The sequence below is a fragment of the Bradyrhizobium sp. P5_C12 genome (assembly GCF_054049735.1).
In genome coordinates this window covers 54,346-74,699 of record NZ_JBFULU010000009.1, presented here as the reverse complement: position 1 = coordinate 74,699, position 20,354 = coordinate 54,346, and the positions used below count along the sequence as shown (strand labels likewise).

The window sequence follows — 20,354 nt, the reverse complement described above, 5'->3', positions numbered from 1 at the left end:
AGATCGAGCGTTTCCGTCTGGCTATCGAGACAACCAGTCAGCTTCAAAAGTCTTGTTCGCCGGGTTCTGATCCTTGGCCCAACGAGCCAGGAACATGAACGGCGTGTCCAGTATCCCAACCGTGAACTTTGCGATGATCGCCGAGAGTATGATTTGGAGCAGCACTGCGTCCGGCATGATCCCGTAAAACGCGATCAGGAAAAACACGACGGTATTCACCCAATTTCCTATGATGGTGCTCACGCCATTTCGTACTGCGAGAGCGAACCAGCCCTTTCTGTATTTCGCCTTGAGATAGGAAAAAATCGATACGCAAACGAGCCCGCCGACTGCTGCGATGATCGCGGCTGCGGTAATTCGCGGCGTAACCGTGAAGAGGGCAACAATTGCCGGCGATGCCTCGTCGGTCTGGGCCGCGGGGGTCCAGATCGAGACAGTCGCATAGGCCATGAACGCAACCTGTGCCGCCAGATTCGCGGCCACCAATTTCAATGCTTCACGTCGGCCCCAGTACTCGGTCAGAATATCGTTTGCCAGATAGGTGACCGAGAAAATGAAAACGCCGAGCGACGTCGTTAGGCCCAGAAACTCGACCTGTTTGGTCACCGTGACATTCGAGACCAGAATACATCCTACGGTAAAGACGAAGACGGCTGTGCGCCCGAGATAGACGCACCCTATCAATGCGAAACACATGCAAAAGAATGTCACGAGGCAATAAAGCTCCGACATGTCCTCCCCCTTGATCGCAAACCTTATCTTTAGGTGCAAATACAGCCTAACACAACCCTTTTGCGAGGGGAGAGCGAGCCCTGAACCGGTTGGCACGCCCAATCGCTGTCGGCGCAGTTCGAGCACTCCGTCGGCGTCACCGCCACCGGCGTCGAGATCTTCACGCTGTCGGAGCGGCACGGCGAGAAGCAGATCGGTTGATCTTTCGATCGCCGGCCCGGCCTCGTCAGCCCAGCATCAACAATTCCGCGCCTTCGATCGCATAATGCGCGAAGAGAAAATCCCTGATGTTGACGATGCTGCCGTTCTCCCAATCGAGGAGAACGAAGTATCGCGGCGGGCCTGCGGGATCCTGCGGATCGAACGCGATGATCGCGGGACGCCGGTCGACCAATCCCGGCACGAAATGCCAGGCGCAGGACAGTGAATAGCGATCGAAATACTCGCTCACGTCGCGGCGGCCGGCCCTGCGCGTCCTGTTGACCATCTCCAGCCGCACGTCGTCGGCAAGCATGTCGCGCAGGGAATCGAAATCGCGCGCGTTGAAGCGCTCGACATAGTGCATCAGGCGGGCGCGCTCGGCCGTCTCCAGTTCGGGAGGCCGCACATCGTCGGATTCCCGCGCGAGCTCGCGAAGGCGGTCGCGGCCCCGTTGCAGGGCGCCCTTGGCGGCCGGGACGCTGCCGCCCATGATCGCGCAGACCTCGTCGACGGAATAGCCGAGCACGTCGCGAAGAATCACGGCGCTGCGCTGGGCCACCGGGAGCCGCATGAAGGTGCCGAGGCTGGCCGCCACGATCTGACGCTCGGTCACCGGGTTCGTCAAGGCAGCGATCATGTCCAGGTCTTCATCGGCGTGAACAGCGTCATGGCGCGCGCGCCGGCGCAGGAAATCCAGCGCGGCATTGTGGGCGATGCGAAACAGCCACCCTTCCGGATTGTTCAGCGCTTCTGTCCGCGGGGCTGCCTCGACGGCTTTCAGAAGCGCCTCCTGAAGCACGTCCTCGCCGTCGATGACCGAGCCTGTCATGCGCGCGCAGTAGCGGTGCAGCTGCGGCCGCAGCTCCACCGCAAGGCGATCGAGAACCTCCCGGGCGGTCTGTTGGACCGCCCCTGCGCCATCAGGCATGATTGACCTCGACGACCTCGCACAGGATCGTCTCGGCCTTCGCGAGCGCAGCAAGGCGCTGGATGTAGGGCGCGAATTTCGGATCACTGCGGAAATTCTCGATGTCCTTTGCGCTTCGCCATTGCGAGTAGTTGATCGCGCGCCCGCCTTCCTTGCTGGCGTGGACGCTGGACGAGATGAATCCGGGCTGCTTGCTGAAGAAGGATTCGGTGCCCTCCTTGAGGAGCTGAACCAGCTTTGGCTGGTTGTCCGGGTCGACCGTGAAGACGTTGACGAGGGTCGTGATGTCGCTGCCGATGCGAATGGTCGCTTCCATTTTCGAACTCCTGTTCTGGCTGTAGGACGAGGTCACCTGGGCGGCGAGCAAGACGCCGGCGCTGATGCCGGTGGCAACGACGGCACGACGCGATGGCGCGGATTTGGTATGAGACATCGATGTTCTCCCTTGCGAAAAGCCCGGCTGGCCGCTCGACGAGGCCCCGTTGTTGAGACGAACGAAGAGGGGGTGAGGAAACGGTGGTCGCGAACTTTTTTTGTCGCGGCTCATTCGCCCCTCCCATAAACGGCGTCGCGGATCTCGACCGGAAAGGCGCCAAATCCTCCCTCGAGCGCGGTGTTGGTGAAGGCGACGACGGTCAGCTTTCGCTCGGGATCGACGAAGAAGCTCTGGCCATAGGCGCAGTTGAACGTCCAGGTTCCCGCCGCCTGGGGCGACTTCGCCAACAGGCTGTCCTTCAGGACGATGGCTCCATAGCCGAAGCCCCAGGCGGGAAGGCCCGTCGGCGTCAGCTCGCCGATCCGGTTCGTCGTGATCTGCTGCACGGTCGAGGCCTTCAGCACCGGCCCGCCACCGAGGCGAAGCGTCTCGGCAAAGCGGGCGTAGTCGATGGCGGTCGAGACCAGACCGGCACCACCGGAGGGGAACGACGTGCGATCGAACGCGCGAGACGGCGACATGTGGATGATTCCGCCGCCGCGGAACGGCACCAGTTGCGGATCTTCCATCCGCGCCGGCTCGGGCTTGCCATTGAGATAGGGCACAGCGAGCCGCGTTGCGTCATCGACCAGGAAAGCTGTGTCGGCCATGGCAAGCGGCGCCGTGACGAGGCGGCGGACAGCGTCCGGCAATGGCTCACCTGCCGCCTTGACGATCACCGCACCGAGCACATCGGTCGCAAGGGAATAACCCCATCGCGCGCCCGGCTCTGAGAGGAGGCCCGCGGCGGCTATACGGCGTATCTCCTCGTCGAGCCCGATGCCCGATCGATCGAGACCGTCGGAAACGCCCGCACGCGCATAGGGCCCGTCCGGCGGCTGGAGGAATCCATAGGAGAGCCCGGCCGTATGGGTGAGCAAATGGTGGATGGTGATGGCAGGAACCCTGCCGTCCATGGTCTGCGGGCGGAAATCCGGCAGCCATTTGGTGACGGGATCCCGGGGATCCAGCCGGCCGCGCTCGACCAGCGCCATGGCGGCGGCCGAGACGATCGGCTTCGACAGCGACGCGAGGCGGAACATCGCGTCCTCGCGCATCGGCCGATTGGCCTCGCGATCGGCCTGGCCGGCGGCGCGGCGATACACGACATCGCCATCCTGCATCACCAACACGACGCTTCCCACGATGCGGCGTTCGGCAATGGCGCGATCGATCACGCGGTCAAGGCGCACTCGGCGGTCGTCGGCCGTAGTCTCCGATTTCGCGGATCTGCTCAACGCGGGCGCGGCCGCAGCAAGGGTCGCGGCGGCGCTTCGTACAAGAACGGTGCGGCGTGAAAAGCCTGGTCCAATGTGACGCATCGTGGTTCCTCCATCAGCCATCAAGACGAACGGGACGGGCTGTCGGAAACGGTGCAGTCGAACTTTTTTTGCAAGGCGCGGGGACGAGGAGCGCGCAGCGCCTATCGCCGGCGGCGAAATGACGATGGTGGCCGCCTGTAGGTCGCGGCAAAGGCATCGTTGAAGCGGCGAACGCTACCGAATCCGGCCGCGAAGGCGATCTCCGCCAGGGTCATATCGGTCCCATCGATCAGGCGCTTGGCTTCCTGCACGCGCCGCGTCGCCGCGATTTCGCTCGGGCTGGCACGGGCATGGCGCATGAACAGGCGCAGCAGATGGCGCGGCCCGACCCGAGCGCTTCGGCAAGCTCTGCGGCGGTGGCGCGGTCCAGAAAGCCGTCGTCGATCAGGCGCATTCCGCGCGCCACAGTGGTGGCCGTTCCCATCCAGGCCGGAGACCCCGGAGCCGTCTCCGGACGGCAGCGGAGGCAAGGGCGAAAGCCGGCCCGCTCCGCGGCCGCTGCCGTCGGGTAGAAAGTGACGTTCTCCGAGCGCGCCGGACGAACCGGGCAGACCGGCCGGCAGTAGATCCTCGTCGAGCGAACGCCGGAAAAGAACAAGCCGTCGAACGCGCGCGCACGCGCCAGCCGCGCCCGGTCGCAGATGTCCCAGTCGAGATGCGGTGGCAGCGTCGGTGGCTGCGCGAAAACCTTCGCCATGGCGGAATCATAGTTTCATCAGGGCTCACCGAGTAGCTGAAATCGGACTCGGTCGGGCGATGAGGTCCGAATTCAGCCAGCCCGCGCCGCCGCTCCGGCTCATGGTGCCGGTCGATCGCGGAGCAAATTGCATGAGCACACAGGCGCAACGGACGACGTCGGGACAAGCCAGCCTCGCGTTCGAGATCGGGCTCCTGCTGCTGCTCGCGCTGATCTGGGGCAGCTCGTTCACGCTGATCAAGGTCGCGGTCCCGACGATTCCGCCATTCACGATGGTTGCCGCACGCGTGACGATCGCGGCCATTCTCCTGGTCGCGATCGCTCGCGCGCAGGGACACACGCTCCCGCGCAGCGGACCGGTGTGGGCGGCCTTCTTCGTGCAAGGGCTATTGCAAAGCGCCCTGCCGTTCACCCTGATCAGCTGGGGCGAGGCGCATATCGCGAGCGGTCTCGCCGGGGTGCTCAACGCGACCCCGCCGATGTTCGTGCTCGCGATCGCGATGATGACCGGGCGCGGACGGCGGGCCCTCGATGCCCGGAAGGTCGCCGGCGTCGGTGTCGGTCTTGCCGGCGTGGCCGCGACGATCGGTGACCATGCGCTCTCCGGGATCGGCACCGCAGCGCCGCTGGCGCAAGCGGCCGTGCTGGGCGCGAGCCTCTGCTACGCGCTCGCGCCGATCTGGGGGCAGCGATTTTCGAGCCTTCCCGCGATCGTCACGGCGGCCGGGGCCATGAGCTGCGCCGGGATGCTGATGCTCCCCGCGGCCGCCCTCTTCGAGCGGCCATGGATGCTGGCGCCGCCCCCCATGGAGGCGATCGCGGCGATCATCGTCCTCGCTGTCATCTGTACGGCGCTTGCAATGGTGATCTATTTTCGCCTGATCCGTACACTCGGCCCGCTCGGGACGACGAGCGGGAGCTATCTGCGCGCCGGCTTCGCCGTGCTGCTTGGGACCGCGTTCCTTGGCGAGAGGTTCACATGGTCGATGCTGGCCGGCATGGCGCTCATCGTCATGGGCGTCATGGCGGTGGCCGCGCCGATGCGGAGGCCATGAGGGGACGCCGTCCACAATTGTCGGTTGAAAAATTCCCTCGGCCCGGCAATGCTTGGCGCGCGATGCCCGCCAAAGCCGACCACGACAAGAGCAAGCCCGAGGATACGCCGCATTATCACGGCCATCGCGAGCGGCTGCGCGAGCGCTTCTACAGCGCCGGCGCGGACGCGCTCAGCGACTACGAGCTGCTGGAGATGGCGCTGTTTCCGGCACTGCCGCGCCGCGACACCAAACCGCTGGCGAAGACGCTGATCAAGACTTTTGGTTCGTTCGCCGAAGTCGTGCACGCGCCGGTGGCGCGCTTGCGCGAGGTCGAGGGCGTGGGCGAGGCCGCGATCAACCAGCTCAAGCTGATCGCCGCGGCGGCAAGCCGCGTGACCAGGGGCGAGGTCAAGAGCCGCAACGCGCTGTCGTCATGGAATGAGGTGATCGACTATTGCCGCACCAGCATGGCGTTCGCCGACAAGGAGCAATTCCGCCTGCTGTTCCTCGACAAGCGCAACCAGCTCATTGCCGACGAGGTGCAGCAGACCGGCACCGTCGACCACACCCCGGTCTATCCGCGCGAGGTGATCAAGCGCGCGCTGGAATTGTCCGCGACCGCGCTGATCCTGGTGCACAACCATCCCAGCGGCGATCCCTCGCCCTCGCAGGCGGACATCCAGATGACCAAGGCGATCATCGACATCGCCAAGCCGCTCGGGATCGCGGTGCATGATCACATCATCGTCGGCAAGAGCGGGCATGCGAGTTTGAAGGGGATGCGGCTGATCTGAGTGACGTCGGCGAGTGACAATTGGTGCGACGCAGGGGGCGTGACGGTGCTGACAATTGACTATCGACTGACCGGAGCAGGTTGGGCGGACTGTATAATTCGTGCAGATGAAGGCGACTGCAAGTTGTCGGCCTCCTATCTCTCTGATGCTTTGGGCAGACTGGTGTTGGCCGCCTCAGCGGTCCTCGTCGGCACACACAGCGTCGCGATCGGGTTCGACGTGGAGCCGGGAGAGTACCGTTGGTCGGTCGTCCGCACGGACGGCAACACCGTGCGGATCGTTATCCTGCGATTTTTTGACCTTTGGAGCAATTTGCCCGACACTGACGGGACGCCATTACTCTCCGTCTCGTGCGCTCCGCGAGAGTTCGGTAAGGCTGTTCAGGCTGCGGCCGAAGCCGTATTGAAGAAGCACGGCTTGGCCGACTACAAGGAGCGATGGGGGCATGACTTCCCGTCCCAGGAGCTTGATCTATTGCGGTCGTACATTGCGGCTTGGGACAGCGACGCGCTTTGATCGCGAGCCTGCGCGAGATGTCGTTGATCTAGAACCTTCCAACAGATCGAAACAAGCATGAGCGACTGGCTGCACAACCTGCCGGTGCCCGCGATGGCACTGGTGATCTTCGGCTTCACATATCTGCTCGCCGCAGCAATATTCGCAGGCATCGCGCTGCTGGCTACGGAGCAGCGCGCGAAGTCGCTGAAGGCGATCTCGCCGGGCATGCTGCCGGTGCTCGGCATCATCTTCGGCCTGTTCGTCGCCTTTATCGCCGCGCAGGTCTGGGGCGACAGCGACCGCGCCAGCGCCGCGGTGAGCCGCGAGGCCAGTGCGCTGCGAAGCGCGGTGCTGCTGGCCGCCGGCCTGCCGGCGGAGCAGGAGACCAAGCTGCGCGGCCTGGTGCGCGACTATGTCGGGCAGGCCGTCGCGGTGGAATGGCCGATGATGGCACATCAGGAAGCGTCGCTGAAGGTCACGCCGCCGGCGCTCGCCGAAGCCTTGCAGCTCGTCATCGCGACGACGCCGCAAGGCCCGGGGCAGGCGAATGTGCAGCGCGAGCTCATCGCCGCGCTGGAGCAGGCGCTGGACGCGCGGCGGCAGCGGATCATCGTCAGCCTCGCCGCGGTGAATTCGGTCAAATGGTGGTGCCTGTATCTCCAGGCGGCCTGCGCGCTGCTGCTAATCGGCTTCGTTCATTGCGACAACCGCCTGGGATCGGCGATCGCGATGGGCCTGTTCGCGACCGGCGTCGCCACCTCGGTCCTGCTCATCGCCGCGCATGACCGGCCGTTTACCGGCCAGATATCGATCTCCCCGGAGCCACTGCGCCAGATCATGCCGGAAGCGACCGCCAAGAGTTAAGCTGCCGGACGCCGATCTCGTACTCCTGAAGCGGCCGGCACTGCGTCAGAACGGGCCGGCCGTTCAACGACAGTTGTCAGTAGCAATATCTCGGATTGACCTGGACGTAGTAGCCGTCCGGGCGCTGCATATAGCAGCCGCGCTGATACGCGTAGTATCCGGAGCGGCGACGCTCGCCTTCGGACGCGATTGCGGCGCCCGTGCCGGCGCCGACGACGGCGCCGATCGCGGCCCCGCGGCCGCCGCCGAGCGCGCCGCCCACGATCGCTCCACCGACGCCGCCGATGATGGCGCCGCCGATGGCGTCCTGCGCCACGGCTTCATGGACCGGCATCGCCATGGCGACGCCCAGGCACGCTGCAATTCCAAGACCTCGAAGCATCCCATGCCCTCCCTTGATCGTGGCGTCAGTCATAGCTCCGGAGGCGGATTCGGGCCAGAACAATCGCGGGCCGCCGGCATTGATGCGGCGCGAGATGCCGAGCCGTGAGACGCTGCGATCCATCATTTGTCGACCGCAAAGGCCAGCACGATCCTTTCCGGCGCCTGCTTGAAATCCTTGGTGACGACGTCGCGAACGAGTCCTGCGAGCTCGTTGAGCGGCTTGTCTTCATAGAGATGCGGGAATTGAACCGTCACCGACACCAGCCGGCCATTGTGCCAATTGAAGCCGACCGCCGGCTTGACACCGGTCGATTGTTCGACGTCGGCCTCCACGGCTTTCGACTGTTTGAACCCCTCCGTCACCGTGCTGACGACACCGCAGCCCGCAAGCGTCGCGGCGCAGACGAGCGGCAGCACAAACCTGGACATGAGGACCTCCACCGGTGATGACCGCGGATAGAATTGGCCATAAAGCCAGCAACGTCAACGGGTGGTTGCATTGATGAATTATGCGCGCCGGCTTCGAGATGCGCATGGGCCGGGTTCGATGCCGATCGCGAGGACGCGCTTGGCCATGCAGGACTCCTTGCCGGACCGTTCCGTTACCAACGGATGGCCGGCCCTCCCGGTTCCCGCGTCCGCGGTCCCATCACCGCTCGCTTTTCTCGCCGGGCGTGTAAGCCATTTCACATGCACCGGGCCCGCGGCCTGCCAGATTTGCGGGATCACGCTGGAGTCACGCCGCGATAACGGCACATGGCTCACACCTGACTTGCACGACGATTCATTCATCATTTGCGGGAGCAGGAAATGGTTTCATTCGAGAGCCTGAAAGGCGAGTACGAGCGGAATTGGTCCAATCTCGAGATCCGGCCTGGACGCCTCGCAGATGCGAACGCGGTGGCGCGCAAGGCCATCAACGGCAAGGCGACCTATCAGCAGGTCGAGCGGCTGACCGACGTGCCCTGGCATTTTGTCGCGCTCTGCCATTATCGCGAGTCCAACTTCGATTTCGACACCTATCTCGGCAACGGCGAGTCGCTCCATCGCGTGACGACCATCGTTCCGAAAGGACGCGGTCCGTTTGCGTCGTTCGTCGACGGCGCCGTGGACGCACTGAGGATCGAAAACTTCGTCGGCGCGAGAGACTGGGGAGCGGCGCGAACCCTGTTCCGGCTGGAGGGCTTCAACGGCTACGGCTATCACGGCAAGGGCTGCAACTCGCCCTATCTCTACGGCGGCTCGACGCTGTACGGCCCGCCCGAGGCGAGGGCCGGCAAATTCGTCCGTGACCATGTGTTCGACCCGAGCCACGTCGATTCCCAGCTCGGCACGGCCGTGGTCCTGCGCGCGATGATGGCGCTCGATTCCTCGATCACCCTGGACGGCAGCCCGCAAATCGCGGGCCGCACCGAACCCGAGGACGACGAGGCGTCGACGATTGTCCTCATGCAGCAGGCGCTCAACAGGCTCGGGGCCAATCCACCGCTGGCCGAGGACGGCATCAGCGGGCCGAAGACCAAGGCCGCCGTCTCGCAGTTTCAGCAGCAGAACGGGCTGCGGGACACCGGCCTGCTCGACGGCGCCACGATGGCCGCCCTCTCGCGCGGCACGCAGGTGGTCCCCGCCGGGCAACATGCCGACCTGTCCCCGATCCTGAAGCGGCTGGAAGACCTCGCGCAGTTGCTGCGGCCGTCAGCCGGCGGGGTGACGCCGGGAAGCGTGATACCGGGCAGCGTGACATCACCGGGAAGCACGCTGCCGGCAACCAACGATCCGATCAGCCTGTTCGAACGGCTCTTCTCCCTCATCAACAAGACGACACCCATGCCAGGACCAGTCACCCCAACCAACTCCGCCCCCGTCGACCAGTTGAAGCAGGTCGTCGACCTGCTCAGCACCCTGCTCAACAAGAACGGCAAGCCGGTGCTCGGCCAGGTCAACGGCGCGCTCGGCGAGACCGTCGGCAAGCTGCTCGACGGCAAGAAGACCGCCCTCGGCCTCGGCGGCTCGGTGCTCACCGCGCTGCTCTCGTCGGTGACGGCGAGCCCCAGTGCGGGCGGCATTGCCGGGCTGCTCGGAACGATCGTGTCGGCGGTGCCGGGGCTCGGCCAGTTCGCGATGCCGATCTCGCTGGCGCTCACCGCCTGGGGCGTGCTCGGCAAGCTGGAGAAGTGGGCGCAGGGCACCGCGCCGCCGCCCAAGGTGACGACGTAACGTGCGATGAGATGAGGTTCGCGTGCTTGAATAGGTGCGCTCCCTCTCCCGCTTGCGGGGGAGGGCTGGGGAGGGGGTATCTCCGCAACCGATAACCCCCGAGAGGAGAAAGCCCCCACCCGCGCCTTCGGCGCGACCTCCCCCGCAAGCGGGAGAGGTTGCACCGAGCACGCGGCCCGATCACTCAACTCAAGGCCAGTCGGCATCGGCGATGTCTGCCGCACGTCGTTCCATCAACCCGCGCTCGCGCGCATTGGTTGCAAGACGGGCGGCGGTCTCGAACGATAGCCGCGCCTCGGCGAAGCGGCCGAGCCGCTGCAGAAGGTCGCCGCGCACGGCCTGAAGATGGTGATAGGCCCTGAGCGCCGGCTCGTCGGCGATCAGATCCACGAGATCGAGCCCGGCCTGCGGCCCTTCGGCCATGCCGAGCGCGACCGCGCGGTTGAGTTCGATCACAGGCGAGCGCACCAGCGTCGCAAGCTGGCCATAGAGCTCCGCGATGCGCCGCCAGTCGGTGCTTGCGGCCGTCTCCGCCGTGGCATGACACGCGACGATTGCGGCCTGTAGCGTGTAGAACAGCCCGGCACCGCCGAGCTCGCGCGCGCGATCCAGCGCCCGAAGGCCGCGGGTGATCTGGAGCCGATCCCACAGCCCGCGATCCTGGTCCATCAGCAGGATGGGCTCGCCATCGCGGTCGGTGCGGGCATGCATCCGCGCGGCATTCAGGTCCATCAGCGCCATGAGACCGTGGACCTCGGGCTCGAGCGGCGCGAGCCCGACCAGCACCCGCCCCATGCGCAGAGCCTCGTCGCAGAGCTGCGGCCGCAGCCACTCCTCGCCGCGTGAGGCCGCATAGCCCTCGTTGAAGATGAGATAGACGACTTCGAGCACCGAAGCGAGACGCTCGGAAAGCGCCTCGCCGCCCGGCGTTTCGTAGGTGAGGCCCGACCGCGAAAGCGTGCGCTTGGCGCGGACGATGCGTTGGGCGATGGTTGCCTCCGTGACCAGGAAGGCGCGCGCGATCTCGTCGGTGGTGAGGCCGCAGATCATGCGCAACGCCAGCGCCGCGCGGGCCTGCCGCGGCAGCAACGGGTGGCAGGCCGTGAAGATCAGCCGCAGCCATTCGTCACCGATGTCGTCGTCGAGGGCGGTGTCGAAATCGGGCATCGCGTCCTGCTCCTGCATCAGGTCGTGCGTCAGCAGGTCCCGCTTGCGGGCGAGCATTTTTGCCCGGCGCAAATGATCGAGCGCGCGGCGCTTGGCTGTCGCAACCAGCCAGGCGCCGGGATTGTCCGGCACCCCGCTGCGCGGCCAGGCTTCCAGCGCGGCGACCAGTGCGTCCTGGGTCAATTCCTCCGCGAGCGTCACGTCCCGCAGCATGCGCGACAGCGTCGCGATCAGCCGCGGCTGCACGACGCGCCAATTTGCGTGAATCGCGGCGCGGATCGCGCGATCGATGTCGGCGGCCGTCATCGCCGCCGACCAGAGCCCTTTCCGTTCCGACGGAATCGGAACGGGGCTCTAGATTCTTGTTTTGACGCGTTTTCTTTACGCGAACCGGTATCCACTTCGCTCGAAAACGCTCTCAGACGAGCGGTGGTGTTCATCAGGCGCGGGCGGCGACCCTGGCAGGCGCGTCGATCTCGCACGCCACGTCGACGCCCGGCGTTGCGAATGCCCGCAATTCGCAGGTACCGTCCCATCCCGGCATGTGATCGAGATGCAACTGCATGAATTCCTTCGCCATGGCCAGGGCTTCCGCCTTGTCGCGCAGCTCGAAAATGGCATAGCCGCCGATCACTTCCTTGGCTTCGACGAAGGGGCCATCGATGACGCTGAGCTCGCCGTCGACGATCTTCACCCGTGCGCCGGTCGCAAGCGGCATCAGGCCGCYGGTGTCGAGCATTCGACCGGCCTTGATCTCCCGCTCTGATATTTTCTGCATCGCCTCCGCCAATGCCGGGGACGGGCCTGCCATCGGCTGGCTGGAGGTGACGATGTACATGAAGCGCATGAAAGAACTCCCTTGGCGCGAGCAGCGACCGCTCCGGCCGCAAACCGGCTCGCTATGGATGTGACGATTGGGCCTCGGCCAAATCGACATCCCCGGGAGAAATTATTGCCGCAGCATGATCAGGGGATCGGCGGTATCGGGGACGCGCCGCCACTGCGCGTTGTCGTCGGCCTCGAACTGCCAGGCCTCGCCGGACTTCGACATCAGGACGATCTGGCCGCGCTCGAGCCGCCATTGCGTCGGGTTGAACTGCGCAATGGCCGCATCGCATTTCGGCTTGAGGAAGACCTGGAAATTATCCGGCCCGGCTTCCGTGTTGGTCAGCGTCAACCCGCAGACCGGCTGGCCGTTGCCGCGCACCATCGACCAGTCGCCGATCATCTGGTCCATCGACTTGGCCATCGAACGGGCGGCGGCGAGGTCTTGCAGGATGTAGACGCCCTCGCCCTGCCGCAGGCCTTCGAAGATGCCGGCCTCGACCTCGGTGAAGTCGATCACCGATTCACCGGTGGCGTCCTGCAAGCGCACGATGTCGAGACCCCTGACGCTCCAGGCGACGATATCCTTGGTGAAAGGCAGCGCGGTCTTGCAGGCCGGCTCCAGCTCGAGCTTGTAGCCCTGACCCGCGGCGTCAGCCTTGAGCGTGACGACGCAGGTCTTGCTGCGCTCGGTGGTCGAGAGCTCCCATTGTCCGGGCATGTCCTTCTTCAGGCTCGTCGCATCCTGCGCCTGCGCGAGCGTCGGCGCGGCGGCCAGCGCCGCCATCACCCACGCAGCGAGGCGGGATGCGATCATCAGCGCCCCTTTACCGGCGTTTCCGCAACCGGCGTCAGCGGCGCCTTGCCGGCGAACCAGGCCTTGAGGTTGTCGACCACGAGCTGGTCCATCGCGTTGCGCGTCACCACCGACGCCGAGCCGATATGCGGCAGCAGCACGACGTTCTGCATGCTCTTGAGCTCGTCCGGCACGCTCGGCTCGGCCGCGAACACGTCGAGACCGGCGGCGAGGATGGTGCCGGACTTCAGCGCCTGGACCAGGGCCTGCTCGTCGACCACGGAGCCGCGCGCCACGTTGACCAGCACGCCGCGCGGGCCGAGCGCCTTCAGCACCTCGGCATTGATCATCTTGTTGGTCGAGGCGCCGCCGGGCACGATCACCATCAGCGTATCCACCGCCTTCGCCATCTCGATCAGATCGGGATAGTGCTTGTAGGAGACGTCCTTGGACGGGTTGCGGGAGTGATAGACCACCGGCACCAGCGACGCGTCGAGCCGGCGCGCGATGGCCTGGCCGATCCGGCCCATGCCGACGATGCCGACCTTGCGGTCGCGCAGCGAGCCGACGCTGAGCGGATAGTTCTGCGTCTGCCAGAGGCCGGAGCGCACGTAGCGGTCGGCCTTGATGAATTCGCGCACGGTGGAGATCAACAGGCCCATCGCGACGTCGGCGACCTCTTCGGTCAGCACGTCGGGCGTGTTGGTGACGATGATGTCGTGCTCGGCGGCGTATTTGGCGTCGACGTGGTCGTAGCCGACGCCGAAGCTCGCCACCATCTCGATCTTGGGCAGCTGCGACAGCGACTCCCTGTCGGCACGCACCGTGTGATAGGTCACGGCCACGCCGCGGATCTTTTCGCGGATCGCCGGCGTCAGCCGCTCGAGATCGCCGCGCGTCTCGGCCTTGTGCACGACGAAATGATCGGAAAAACCGTTCTCGAGGATCGGCCGCACCGGCCCATAGATCAGAAGGTCGATCTTTTCGGACGAAATCGAACCGGCAGCCATCAGTTTTCCTTTCCAAGCGCGCTCTCGTGCCAGCGCCGTAAAACGAGATGCGAAACTAGCGCCAGCACCCCATAGATGACAATCCCGGCCAGCGACAACAGCAGCAGCGCCGCGAACATGCGGGGTATGTTCAATCGATAGCCGGATTCGGCGATCCTGTAGGCGAGCCCGGACCCCGCGCCGGCGGTGCCCGCCGCGATTTCGGCCACGACCGCGCCGATCAGCGACAGGCCGCCGGCAATCCGCAGGCCGCCGAGAATATAAGGCAGCGCCGCCGGCAGCTTCAGGAGGCGCAGGGTCTGCTGCGGCGAGGCCCCATAGAGCTGGAACAGGCCGGCGAGATTGCGATCGACCGAATTGAGCCCGAGCGTGGTGTTGGACAGCACCGGGAAAAAGGCCACGATGAAGGCGCAGACGACGACGGCGGTCTGCTGCTCCAGGTAGATCAGGAGCAGCGGCGCGATCGCGATCACGGGCGTGACCTGGAGAATGACGGCGTAGGGGAACAGCGAATATTCCACCCATTTCGACTGGTTGAACAGCAGCGCCAGCGCGATGCCGCCGACGCTGGCCGCCACAAAACCCTCAAGCGTGGTCAACAGCGTGGCGGCAAGCGATTGTGACAGCACCGCCCAGTCCTTGATCAGCGTCAGGAAGATGACGGAGGGCGCCGGCAGCACGTAAGGCGGGATGTCCTTGATGCGGACCACGAGTTCCCAGGCGAGGAGGCCGGCGGCGAATACGATGACGGGAAGCGCGAAACGCACCGCGCGCTGCGCCCCGGACGGCCTGGAACTGATCGCGGGCCTGGCGCTCATAGCATCGACTGTCCCGAATAGGACGGCGCCAGCGCGCCCGAGACCTTGCGGCAGTAGTCGCCATAAGCGGTTGACGTGCGAAACTCCTCACCGCGCGGCTCGACCGTCTCGATGCGGATGTCGGCCTGGATGCGGCCGGGCCGCCCCGTCATGACCACGACGCGCTGCGACAGGTAGACCGATTCGAACACCGAATGGGTGACGAAGATGACGGTCTTGCGAAGGCTGCGCCACAGCGCGAGCAAATCGTTGTTGAGGCGGAAGCGCGTGATCTCGTCGAGCGCCGCGAACGGCTCATCCATCAGCAGGATGTCGGGATCGGTAACGAGCGCGCGCGCCAGCGACACCCGCATCTTCATGCCGCCGGAGAGTTCGCGCGGAAAGGCATCGGCGAAATCGGCAAGCCCGACGCTGGCCAGCGCGTCATCGGCGCGCCCGCGCGCCTCGGCCTTTGGCACGCGGGCAAGCCTCAAGGGCAGCCGGACGTTTTCGCGCACGCTGGTCCACGGCATCAGGGTCGGCTCCTGGAACACGAAGCCGATACCATGACCCGGCTGCGCCTCGCCCTCATGGCGCGACACCCGCACCGTGCCGGACGACTGCGCGCTGAGGCCTGCGATGATGCGCAGCGCCGTCGACTTGCCGCAGCCGGACGGGCCCAGCAGCGAGATGAACTCGCCCTTGCGCACGGCGAGATCGAGCGGACCGAGCGCCATGACGCCATTGTCATAGACCTTCGTCACGCCGCGCAGGCTGACGGCCAGGGCCGTCAGGCCGGCCTCGACCCCCGACGAAGTTTTGACTGATGACATGGACCTTGCGTTACGGCTTGGCGGGGCGCAGCTCGACACCGACGCCCTTGTTGACGAAACGCAGCGTATAGGACTTGCGGAAGTCGAGATCGCGCTTGACGACGCCGGCCTTCACCATCTTGTCGAAGAACGAGGTGTAGCGCTCGTCGCTCATCGCGCCGATGCCGTTTTTCAAGCTGTCGCCGGAATCGACGATGCCGTATTCCTTCATCTTGGCGACGGAATAGGCCAGCAGTTCGTCGGTCATCTCCGGATTGAGCTTCTTGATCATGGCGTTGCCGGCGGAATTGTCGCGATAGATGTAATTGTACCAGCCGACCATGGAGGCATCGACGAAGCGCTGCACCAGATCAGGCTTTTTTTCGACGATGTCGCGGCGGGTCTCGACCAGGGTCGAGTAGGTATTGAAGCCGTAATCGGCGAGCAGCAGCACGTTGGGCTTGAAGCCCGCGGCCTTCTCCACCGCGAAGGGCTCGGAGGTGACGTAACCCTGCATGGCGCTCTTGGGATTGGCGATGAAGGGCTGCGGATTGAAATTGTAGGGCCGGACGTTCTTCTCGCTAAAACCGTATTCCGACTTCAGCCACTGGAAATAGCTGGTCATGCCCTCCTTGGAGACGAACAGCGTCAGCGGCTTGAGATCCTCGATCTTGCCGACCTTGGCGTCCGGCTGCGTCAGCATCACCTGCGGATCCTTCTGGAAGATCGCGGCGATCGTCACCACGGGGACGTTGTTGGCGACCGCGTCGAACGACATCAGCGTGTTGGCGGCCATGAAGAAATCGATCTTGCCGGCGATCAAGAGCATCCGGTTGTTCTCGTTGGGCCCACCGGGAACGATGGTGACATCGAGGCCGTACTTCTTGTAGGTGCCGTCGGCGACCGCCTGGAAGAAGCCGCCATGCTCGGCCTCGGCGACCCAGTTGGTGCCGAACATGACCTTGTCCAGCGTCTCGGCACGCGCCGGGACGACCGAGACGAAGGCGGCCAGCAAGCCTGCCGTTAACGCTCGCCGCAGATGAGAGGGGCTCATGATGGCACTCCGTCGATCGCTTCTAGCCCAATCGCTTCTGGCTCATGTGAAAGCAACGCGATAAAACCGCAACACGTTCGGGGACGCGAGCCGGCCGGGCCCGCGTCCCCTGATACCCCAAATTACGTGACAAATTCGGGCAAAGAAACCTTCAAGGAAAACTTCATGACGCTTTCCCGCGACTGGACCGAGATCCGCTGGGCCGATGCCGGCCCGGCCGAGGTTTCGCGCTGGATCGCGGTGCTGCCGCTGGCGGCGACCGAGCAGCACGGCCCGCATCTGCCGCTCGAGACCGACGTGCTGATCGCCGACGCCTATCTCGCGCGGGTGCGCGAGCTTTTGCCCGAGCGCGTTCCGGCCAGTTTTCTTCCCGTTGAACCGGTCGGGATTTCCACCGAGCATTTCGACTATCCGGGCACGCAGACGCTGCCGACCGAGGTGGCGCTGAAGAGATGGACCGCAATCGGCGAGGACGTCGCCCGACGCGGCGTGAAGAAGCTCGTCATCATCACCAGCCATGGCGGCAACAGCGCGGCCATGATGCTGGTCGCGCAGGATCTTCGCGCGCACCAAAAACTGTTCGTGGTGACGACGTCGTGGTCGCGGCTGTCGGGCGCGGACCGATTGTTCCCGGCCGAGGAAGTGCGTCACGGCATTCATGGCGGCGCGGTCGAGACCTCGATCATGCTGGCGCGCTATCCCGATCAGGTGCGCGGGGATGCGATCGCCGATTTTCCCGCGAGCAGCATCGCGATGGAGCAGCAATATCGCTGGCTGTCGACGCAGCGTCCCGCGCCGTTCGCCTGGCAGGCGCAGGATCTCAACCCCAGCGGTGCAGTCGGCAATGCGACGCTGGCCGTGGCCGCGAAGGGCGATGAGCTCATCGACCAGGGCGCGCGCGCTTTCTGCGAGCTGCTCGCCGAGGTCGATAACTTCGACGTGAACAGGCTCGCCAGAGGGCCTCTCGGCTAGCTCACATCCTCCTGGAATCGTTCAGGAAAGATCCGGATTCCGCGACCCGCTTTGTCGCTTTCGAACCGGACGCGGGCAGCCTCCGTCCAACTGGGCACGCGGGCCACAACGGACCGCCTCAACCCGGATGGAGTTTCACATGTCGATCAAGACCAAGATTGCCGCCGTCGCTCTCGCTGCCCTCGCCGTCACCGGCAGCATCGTGTCCACCACCTCCTCGGCCGAAGCCAAGCAGCCGGGCTGGGTGTGGGGTGTGGGTGCCGGCATCGCCACCGCCGCCGTCGTCGGCTCCGCGATCGCCGCCAGCAACGACCCCTATTACGGCTATCACCGCTGCGGCTGGGTCGCCCAGTACAACGCCTTCGGCCAGTACGTCGGCCGCGTTCGTACCTGCTACTGATTTGAGTACCTGAGGCCGATCTTAAGTGGATCCGCGTCCGACACGGGCGCCTCATCCACCCCGTGTCGTGCCCCGACCCCGCCCGGATGTCCCCCCGGGCGGGGTCAACCGTTTGGGGGCCGGGCATTTGTTGCAGTCCCGTCACATGACGGTGCGAACCATCACCCGCGGCAATCCGCACCAGTTGCTATTGCGAATTAATCGCAATAAGGTTCGCAACGAGCGCAGGGACTTGGGACGAAATCGCGTCGAATCGAGATCATCTCGGCCGATCGCATGACCCCAGGACCCTGATGACAGGGGCACCGCGAATCGGCAGGGATGTCGCGGCGGGTGGATACATTCGCGTTTGGGGGCGTAGGTTTTGACGTTGAGAAGTCACCGACACCGGTTGCTGCATACGGCGGCCGTCGCAGGCCTCCTGGGGCTTCCCGTTGCTGCCCACGCGGCCGATCTGCCGCTGAAGGCACCGGCCCTGAAGGCGGTCTATGACTGGACGGGTCTCTATATCGGCGCGCATGCCGGCTACAGCCGCGGCTCGTCCGGCTTCGCCCTGAACGACGGCGCCGCAATCGACGGCAATGGCGTCTTCAGCGGCATGATCGGCGGCGTGCAGGCCGGCTACAATTACCGGCTCAACTCCGGCTGGCTGGTCGGCGTCGAAGGCGATTTTTCGTTTCCGAACTACATCATCTCGAACTCGATTGTCTCATTCCTCGCAACACCTGCCAACACCGTCACCCAGCAATGGGACTACACCGCCAGCCTGCGCGGCCGCGTCGGCTACACCAGCGGTCCGTGGCTGGTCTATGCCACCGGCGGCTTCGCATGGATGGGCGAACGTTATTTCGACACGCCGGCCTCCGGCGCCGAAGTCCCGAAGATCCTGAACACGCGGCCCGGCTGGATCGCGGGTGCCGGCGTCGAATACGGCTTCGCGCCGCATTGGAGCGCACGACTCGAATATCTCTACAGCCGCTTCGACGGCGCCAACGTCGCCTTCTCCACGGGGGCCCAATACGCCTCCTCGTCGCTCGACTTCCAGCAGGTCAGGCTCGGCCTCAACCGCAAGGTCGATTGGCCGGGCATGCCGAGCTACAATCCGAAGAGCTCCCTGATCGACACGGAATCGGATCGCTGGGAGATTCACGGCCAGAGCACCTATCTGCCGCAAGGCTATCCGTCGTTTCCCGCTCTCTACAGCGGAACGAACTCTCTCTCGCCTTCAACCCAGGCCAAGGCGACCTGGAGCAACAGCCTGTTCCTGAACGCGCGGCTGTGGGACGGCGGCGAAGTCTATTACAATCCGGAGCTGCTCCAGGGTTTTGGACTGAACGACACGGTGGGCGCGGCCGGCTTTCCGAACGGCGAAGCGCAGAAGTCGAACTTCCCCTACCCGCATTACAACACCTCGCGGCTGTTCGTGCGCCAGACCTTTGGCTTCGGCGGCGAGCAGGAAGAGCTCGCGAGCGGCCAGTTGCAGCTCGGGCAGAAGGTCGACGTGTCCCGGCTCACCGTGCAGGCCGGCAAGTTCGCGGTGATCGACGTGTTCGACGGCAACGCCTATGCCAAGGACACCCGCAAGGACTTCATGAACTGGTCGATCTGGGCGCCGGGCGCCTTCGACTATTCCGCCGACAAGGTCGGCCTCACCTACGGCGTCACCGCCGAGCTCAACCAGAAGCAATGGGCGCTGCGCGGCGGCTATTTCCTCATGGTCGCGGAGTCCAATTCGAATCATTTCGACACCAGGGTCGGGGAGCGCGGCCAGTACGTGCTCGAGCTCGAGACGCGCTATTCGCTGTTCTCGCAACCCGGCAAGCTCAGGACCATGGGCTGGGTCGACAGCGCCAATATGGGCAGCTTCCGCGAGACGCTGGACAATCCCGCGCTCAATCTCGACATCGCACAGACCCGCCGCGGCCGCCTCAAGGTCGGCTATGTCGTCAATCTCGAGCAGGCCATCACCGACGATGTCGGACTGTTCGGCCGCTGGAGCTGGAACGACGGCAAGACCGAAACGCTCGCCTTCACCGACATCAACCGCAGCCTGTCCGGCGGACTGTCGATCAAGGGCACGAAATGGGGCCGGCCTGACGACGTGATCGGCATCGGCGGCGCCATCAACGCCATCTCGCAGGATTATCGCGACTTCCTGGCCGCCGGCGGCCTCGGTGTTCTCATCGGCGACGGAGCGCTGAACTACCGCAAGGAGCGCATCCTCGAAACCTATTACGCCTACGCGCTGAACAAGAGTCTCACCCTCACGGCCGACTATCAATTGATCACAAACCCGGCCTATAACGCCGACCGCGGGCCGGTCTCGGTCTTCTCAGGCCGCCTGCACGGCGAGTTCTAGCCCAAGATCTAGC

At 65.0% G+C, this 20,354-nt stretch carries 21 protein-coding genes and 2 pseudogenes; 9 read left to right on the top strand and 14 right to left on the bottom strand.

Annotated elements, in window-relative coordinates; genetic code table 11:
* Positions 1 to 21: 21 nt before the first annotated feature.
* Complete coding sequence (locus ACXJMY_RS11135; protein ID WP_456619374.1) at positions 22 to 732, bottom strand: queuosine precursor transporter; 711 nt, start codon at positions 730 to 732, stop codon at positions 22 to 24.
* A gap of 99 nt (positions 733 to 831) precedes the next feature.
* Between ACXJMY_RS11135 and ACXJMY_RS11130 the strand changes: the two are divergent.
* Positions 832 to 933, top strand: a pseudogene (locus ACXJMY_RS11130) (type I methionyl aminopeptidase); the annotation flags it as partial.
* A gap of 25 nt (positions 934 to 958) precedes the next feature.
* Here ACXJMY_RS11130 and ACXJMY_RS11125 read toward each other — a convergent pair.
* From ACXJMY_RS11125 to ACXJMY_RS11110, 4 genes and pseudogenes are all read right to left on the bottom strand, one after another.
* Positions 959 to 1,861, bottom strand: a complete 903-nt coding sequence (locus ACXJMY_RS11125) for a sigma-70 family RNA polymerase sigma factor (RefSeq protein WP_456619373.1) — start codon at positions 1,859 to 1,861, stop codon at positions 959 to 961.
* Entirely contained in the window at positions 1,854 to 2,294 is a 441-nt protein-coding gene (locus tag ACXJMY_RS11120; RefSeq protein ID WP_456619372.1) for an antibiotic biosynthesis monooxygenase family protein, read from the bottom strand. Before ACXJMY_RS11120 ends, ACXJMY_RS11125 begins: the two co-directional genes overlap by 8 nt.
* A gap of 110 nt (positions 2,295 to 2,404) precedes the next feature.
* Positions 2,405 to 3,529, bottom strand: a complete 1,125-nt coding sequence (locus ACXJMY_RS11115; protein ID WP_456619371.1) for a serine hydrolase domain-containing protein — start codon at positions 3,527 to 3,529, stop codon at positions 2,405 to 2,407.
* A 230-nt stretch (positions 3,530 to 3,759) separates the two neighbouring features.
* A pseudogene (locus tag ACXJMY_RS11110) lies at positions 3,760 to 4,355 on the bottom strand (Ada metal-binding domain-containing protein).
* A 131-nt stretch (positions 4,356 to 4,486) separates the two neighbouring features.
* Here ACXJMY_RS11110 and ACXJMY_RS11105 point away from each other — a divergent pair.
* The 4 genes from ACXJMY_RS11105 (at position 4,487) to ACXJMY_RS11090 (ending at position 7,548) form a co-directional block, all read left to right on the top strand.
* The gene (locus tag ACXJMY_RS11105; protein ID WP_456619370.1) at positions 4,487 to 5,410 is read left to right on the top strand and encodes a DMT family transporter; all 924 of its coding nucleotides are present in this window, start codon (positions 4,487 to 4,489) and stop codon (positions 5,408 to 5,410) included.
* Positions 5,411 to 5,472: 62 nt separating this feature from the next.
* Positions 5,473 to 6,186, top strand: a complete 714-nt coding sequence (gene radC / locus ACXJMY_RS11100; protein WP_456619369.1) for a RadC family protein — start codon at positions 5,473 to 5,475, stop codon at positions 6,184 to 6,186.
* A gap of 39 nt (positions 6,187 to 6,225) precedes the next feature.
* Positions 6,226 to 6,702, top strand: a complete 477-nt coding sequence (locus tag ACXJMY_RS11095; RefSeq protein WP_456619368.1) for a hypothetical protein — start codon at positions 6,226 to 6,228, stop codon at positions 6,700 to 6,702.
* 57 nt (positions 6,703 to 6,759) lie between these two features.
* Entirely contained in the window at positions 6,760 to 7,548 is a 789-nt protein-coding gene (locus ACXJMY_RS11090) for a bestrophin-like domain (RefSeq protein ID WP_456619367.1), read from the top strand.
* 76 nt (positions 7,549 to 7,624) lie between these two features.
* Here the strand turns inward: ACXJMY_RS11090 and ACXJMY_RS11085 are convergent, their stop codons facing one another.
* A complete protein-coding gene (locus tag ACXJMY_RS11085) occupies positions 7,625 to 7,930 on the bottom strand; it encodes a hypothetical protein (protein ID WP_456619366.1) in 306 nt (101 codons plus the stop codon).
* 122 nt (positions 7,931 to 8,052) lie between these two features.
* Positions 8,053 to 8,361, bottom strand: a complete 309-nt coding sequence (locus tag ACXJMY_RS11080; RefSeq protein ID WP_456619365.1) for a hypothetical protein — start codon at positions 8,359 to 8,361, stop codon at positions 8,053 to 8,055.
* A 381-nt stretch (positions 8,362 to 8,742) separates the two neighbouring features.
* Here ACXJMY_RS11080 and ACXJMY_RS11075 point away from each other — a divergent pair, with 381 nt between their 5' ends.
* A complete protein-coding gene (locus ACXJMY_RS11075; protein ID WP_456619364.1) occupies positions 8,743 to 10,149 on the top strand; it encodes a peptidoglycan-binding protein in 1,407 nt (468 codons plus the stop codon).
* A 189-nt stretch (positions 10,150 to 10,338) separates the two neighbouring features.
* Here the strand turns inward: ACXJMY_RS11075 and ACXJMY_RS11070 are convergent, their stop codons facing one another.
* From ACXJMY_RS11070 to ACXJMY_RS11040, 7 genes are all read right to left on the bottom strand, one after another.
* Positions 10,339 to 11,622 carry an RNA polymerase sigma factor gene (locus tag ACXJMY_RS11070; RefSeq protein WP_456619363.1) on the bottom strand — a complete coding sequence of 428 codons (1,284 nt, stop codon included), beginning with the start codon at positions 11,620 to 11,622 and terminating at the stop codon, positions 10,339 to 10,341.
* A gap of 133 nt (positions 11,623 to 11,755) precedes the next feature.
* Complete coding sequence (locus ACXJMY_RS11065; protein WP_456619362.1) at positions 11,756 to 12,163, bottom strand: YciI family protein; 408 nt, start codon at positions 12,161 to 12,163, stop codon at positions 11,756 to 11,758.
* 102 nt (positions 12,164 to 12,265) lie between these two features.
* Positions 12,266 to 12,958 (bottom strand): AprI/Inh family metalloprotease inhibitor, encoded by a 693-nt coding sequence (locus ACXJMY_RS11060; RefSeq protein ID WP_456619361.1) that lies wholly within the window; start codon positions 12,956 to 12,958, stop codon positions 12,266 to 12,268.
* Positions 12,958 to 13,947, bottom strand: a complete 990-nt coding sequence (locus ACXJMY_RS11055; RefSeq protein ID WP_456619360.1) for a 2-hydroxyacid dehydrogenase — start codon at positions 13,945 to 13,947, stop codon at positions 12,958 to 12,960. The genes ACXJMY_RS11060 and ACXJMY_RS11055 overlap by 1 nt, the downstream gene beginning before the upstream one ends.
* On the bottom strand, positions 13,947 to 14,765 hold the full coding sequence (locus ACXJMY_RS11050; protein WP_456619359.1) for an ABC transporter permease: 819 nt from the start codon (positions 14,763 to 14,765) through the stop codon (positions 13,947 to 13,949). The genes ACXJMY_RS11055 and ACXJMY_RS11050 overlap by 1 nt, the downstream gene beginning before the upstream one ends.
* Positions 14,762 to 15,577, bottom strand: a complete 816-nt coding sequence (locus ACXJMY_RS11045) for an ABC transporter ATP-binding protein (RefSeq protein WP_456619358.1) — start codon at positions 15,575 to 15,577, stop codon at positions 14,762 to 14,764. The genes ACXJMY_RS11050 and ACXJMY_RS11045 overlap by 4 nt, the downstream gene beginning before the upstream one ends.
* A gap of 10 nt (positions 15,578 to 15,587) precedes the next feature.
* Entirely contained in the window at positions 15,588 to 16,610 is a 1,023-nt protein-coding gene (locus ACXJMY_RS11040; protein ID WP_456619357.1) for an ABC transporter substrate-binding protein, read from the bottom strand.
* Between the two features lie 165 nt (positions 16,611 to 16,775).
* Between ACXJMY_RS11040 and ACXJMY_RS11035 the strand changes: the two genes are divergently transcribed.
* From ACXJMY_RS11035 to ACXJMY_RS11025, 3 genes are all read left to right on the top strand, one after another.
* Positions 16,776 to 17,582 carry a creatininase family protein gene (locus tag ACXJMY_RS11035; protein ID WP_456619356.1) on the top strand — a complete coding sequence of 269 codons (807 nt, stop codon included), beginning with the start codon at positions 16,776 to 16,778 and terminating at the stop codon, positions 17,580 to 17,582.
* Between the two features lie 139 nt (positions 17,583 to 17,721).
* Positions 17,722 to 17,982: a hypothetical protein gene (locus tag ACXJMY_RS11030; protein ID WP_456619355.1), complete on the top strand. Its 261-nt coding sequence runs from the start codon at positions 17,722 to 17,724 to the stop codon at positions 17,980 to 17,982.
* Between the two features lie 394 nt (positions 17,983 to 18,376).
* A complete protein-coding gene (locus tag ACXJMY_RS11025; protein WP_456619465.1) occupies positions 18,377 to 20,341 on the top strand; it encodes a carbohydrate porin in 1,965 nt (654 codons plus the stop codon).
* Positions 20,342 to 20,354 lie beyond the last annotated feature (13 nt).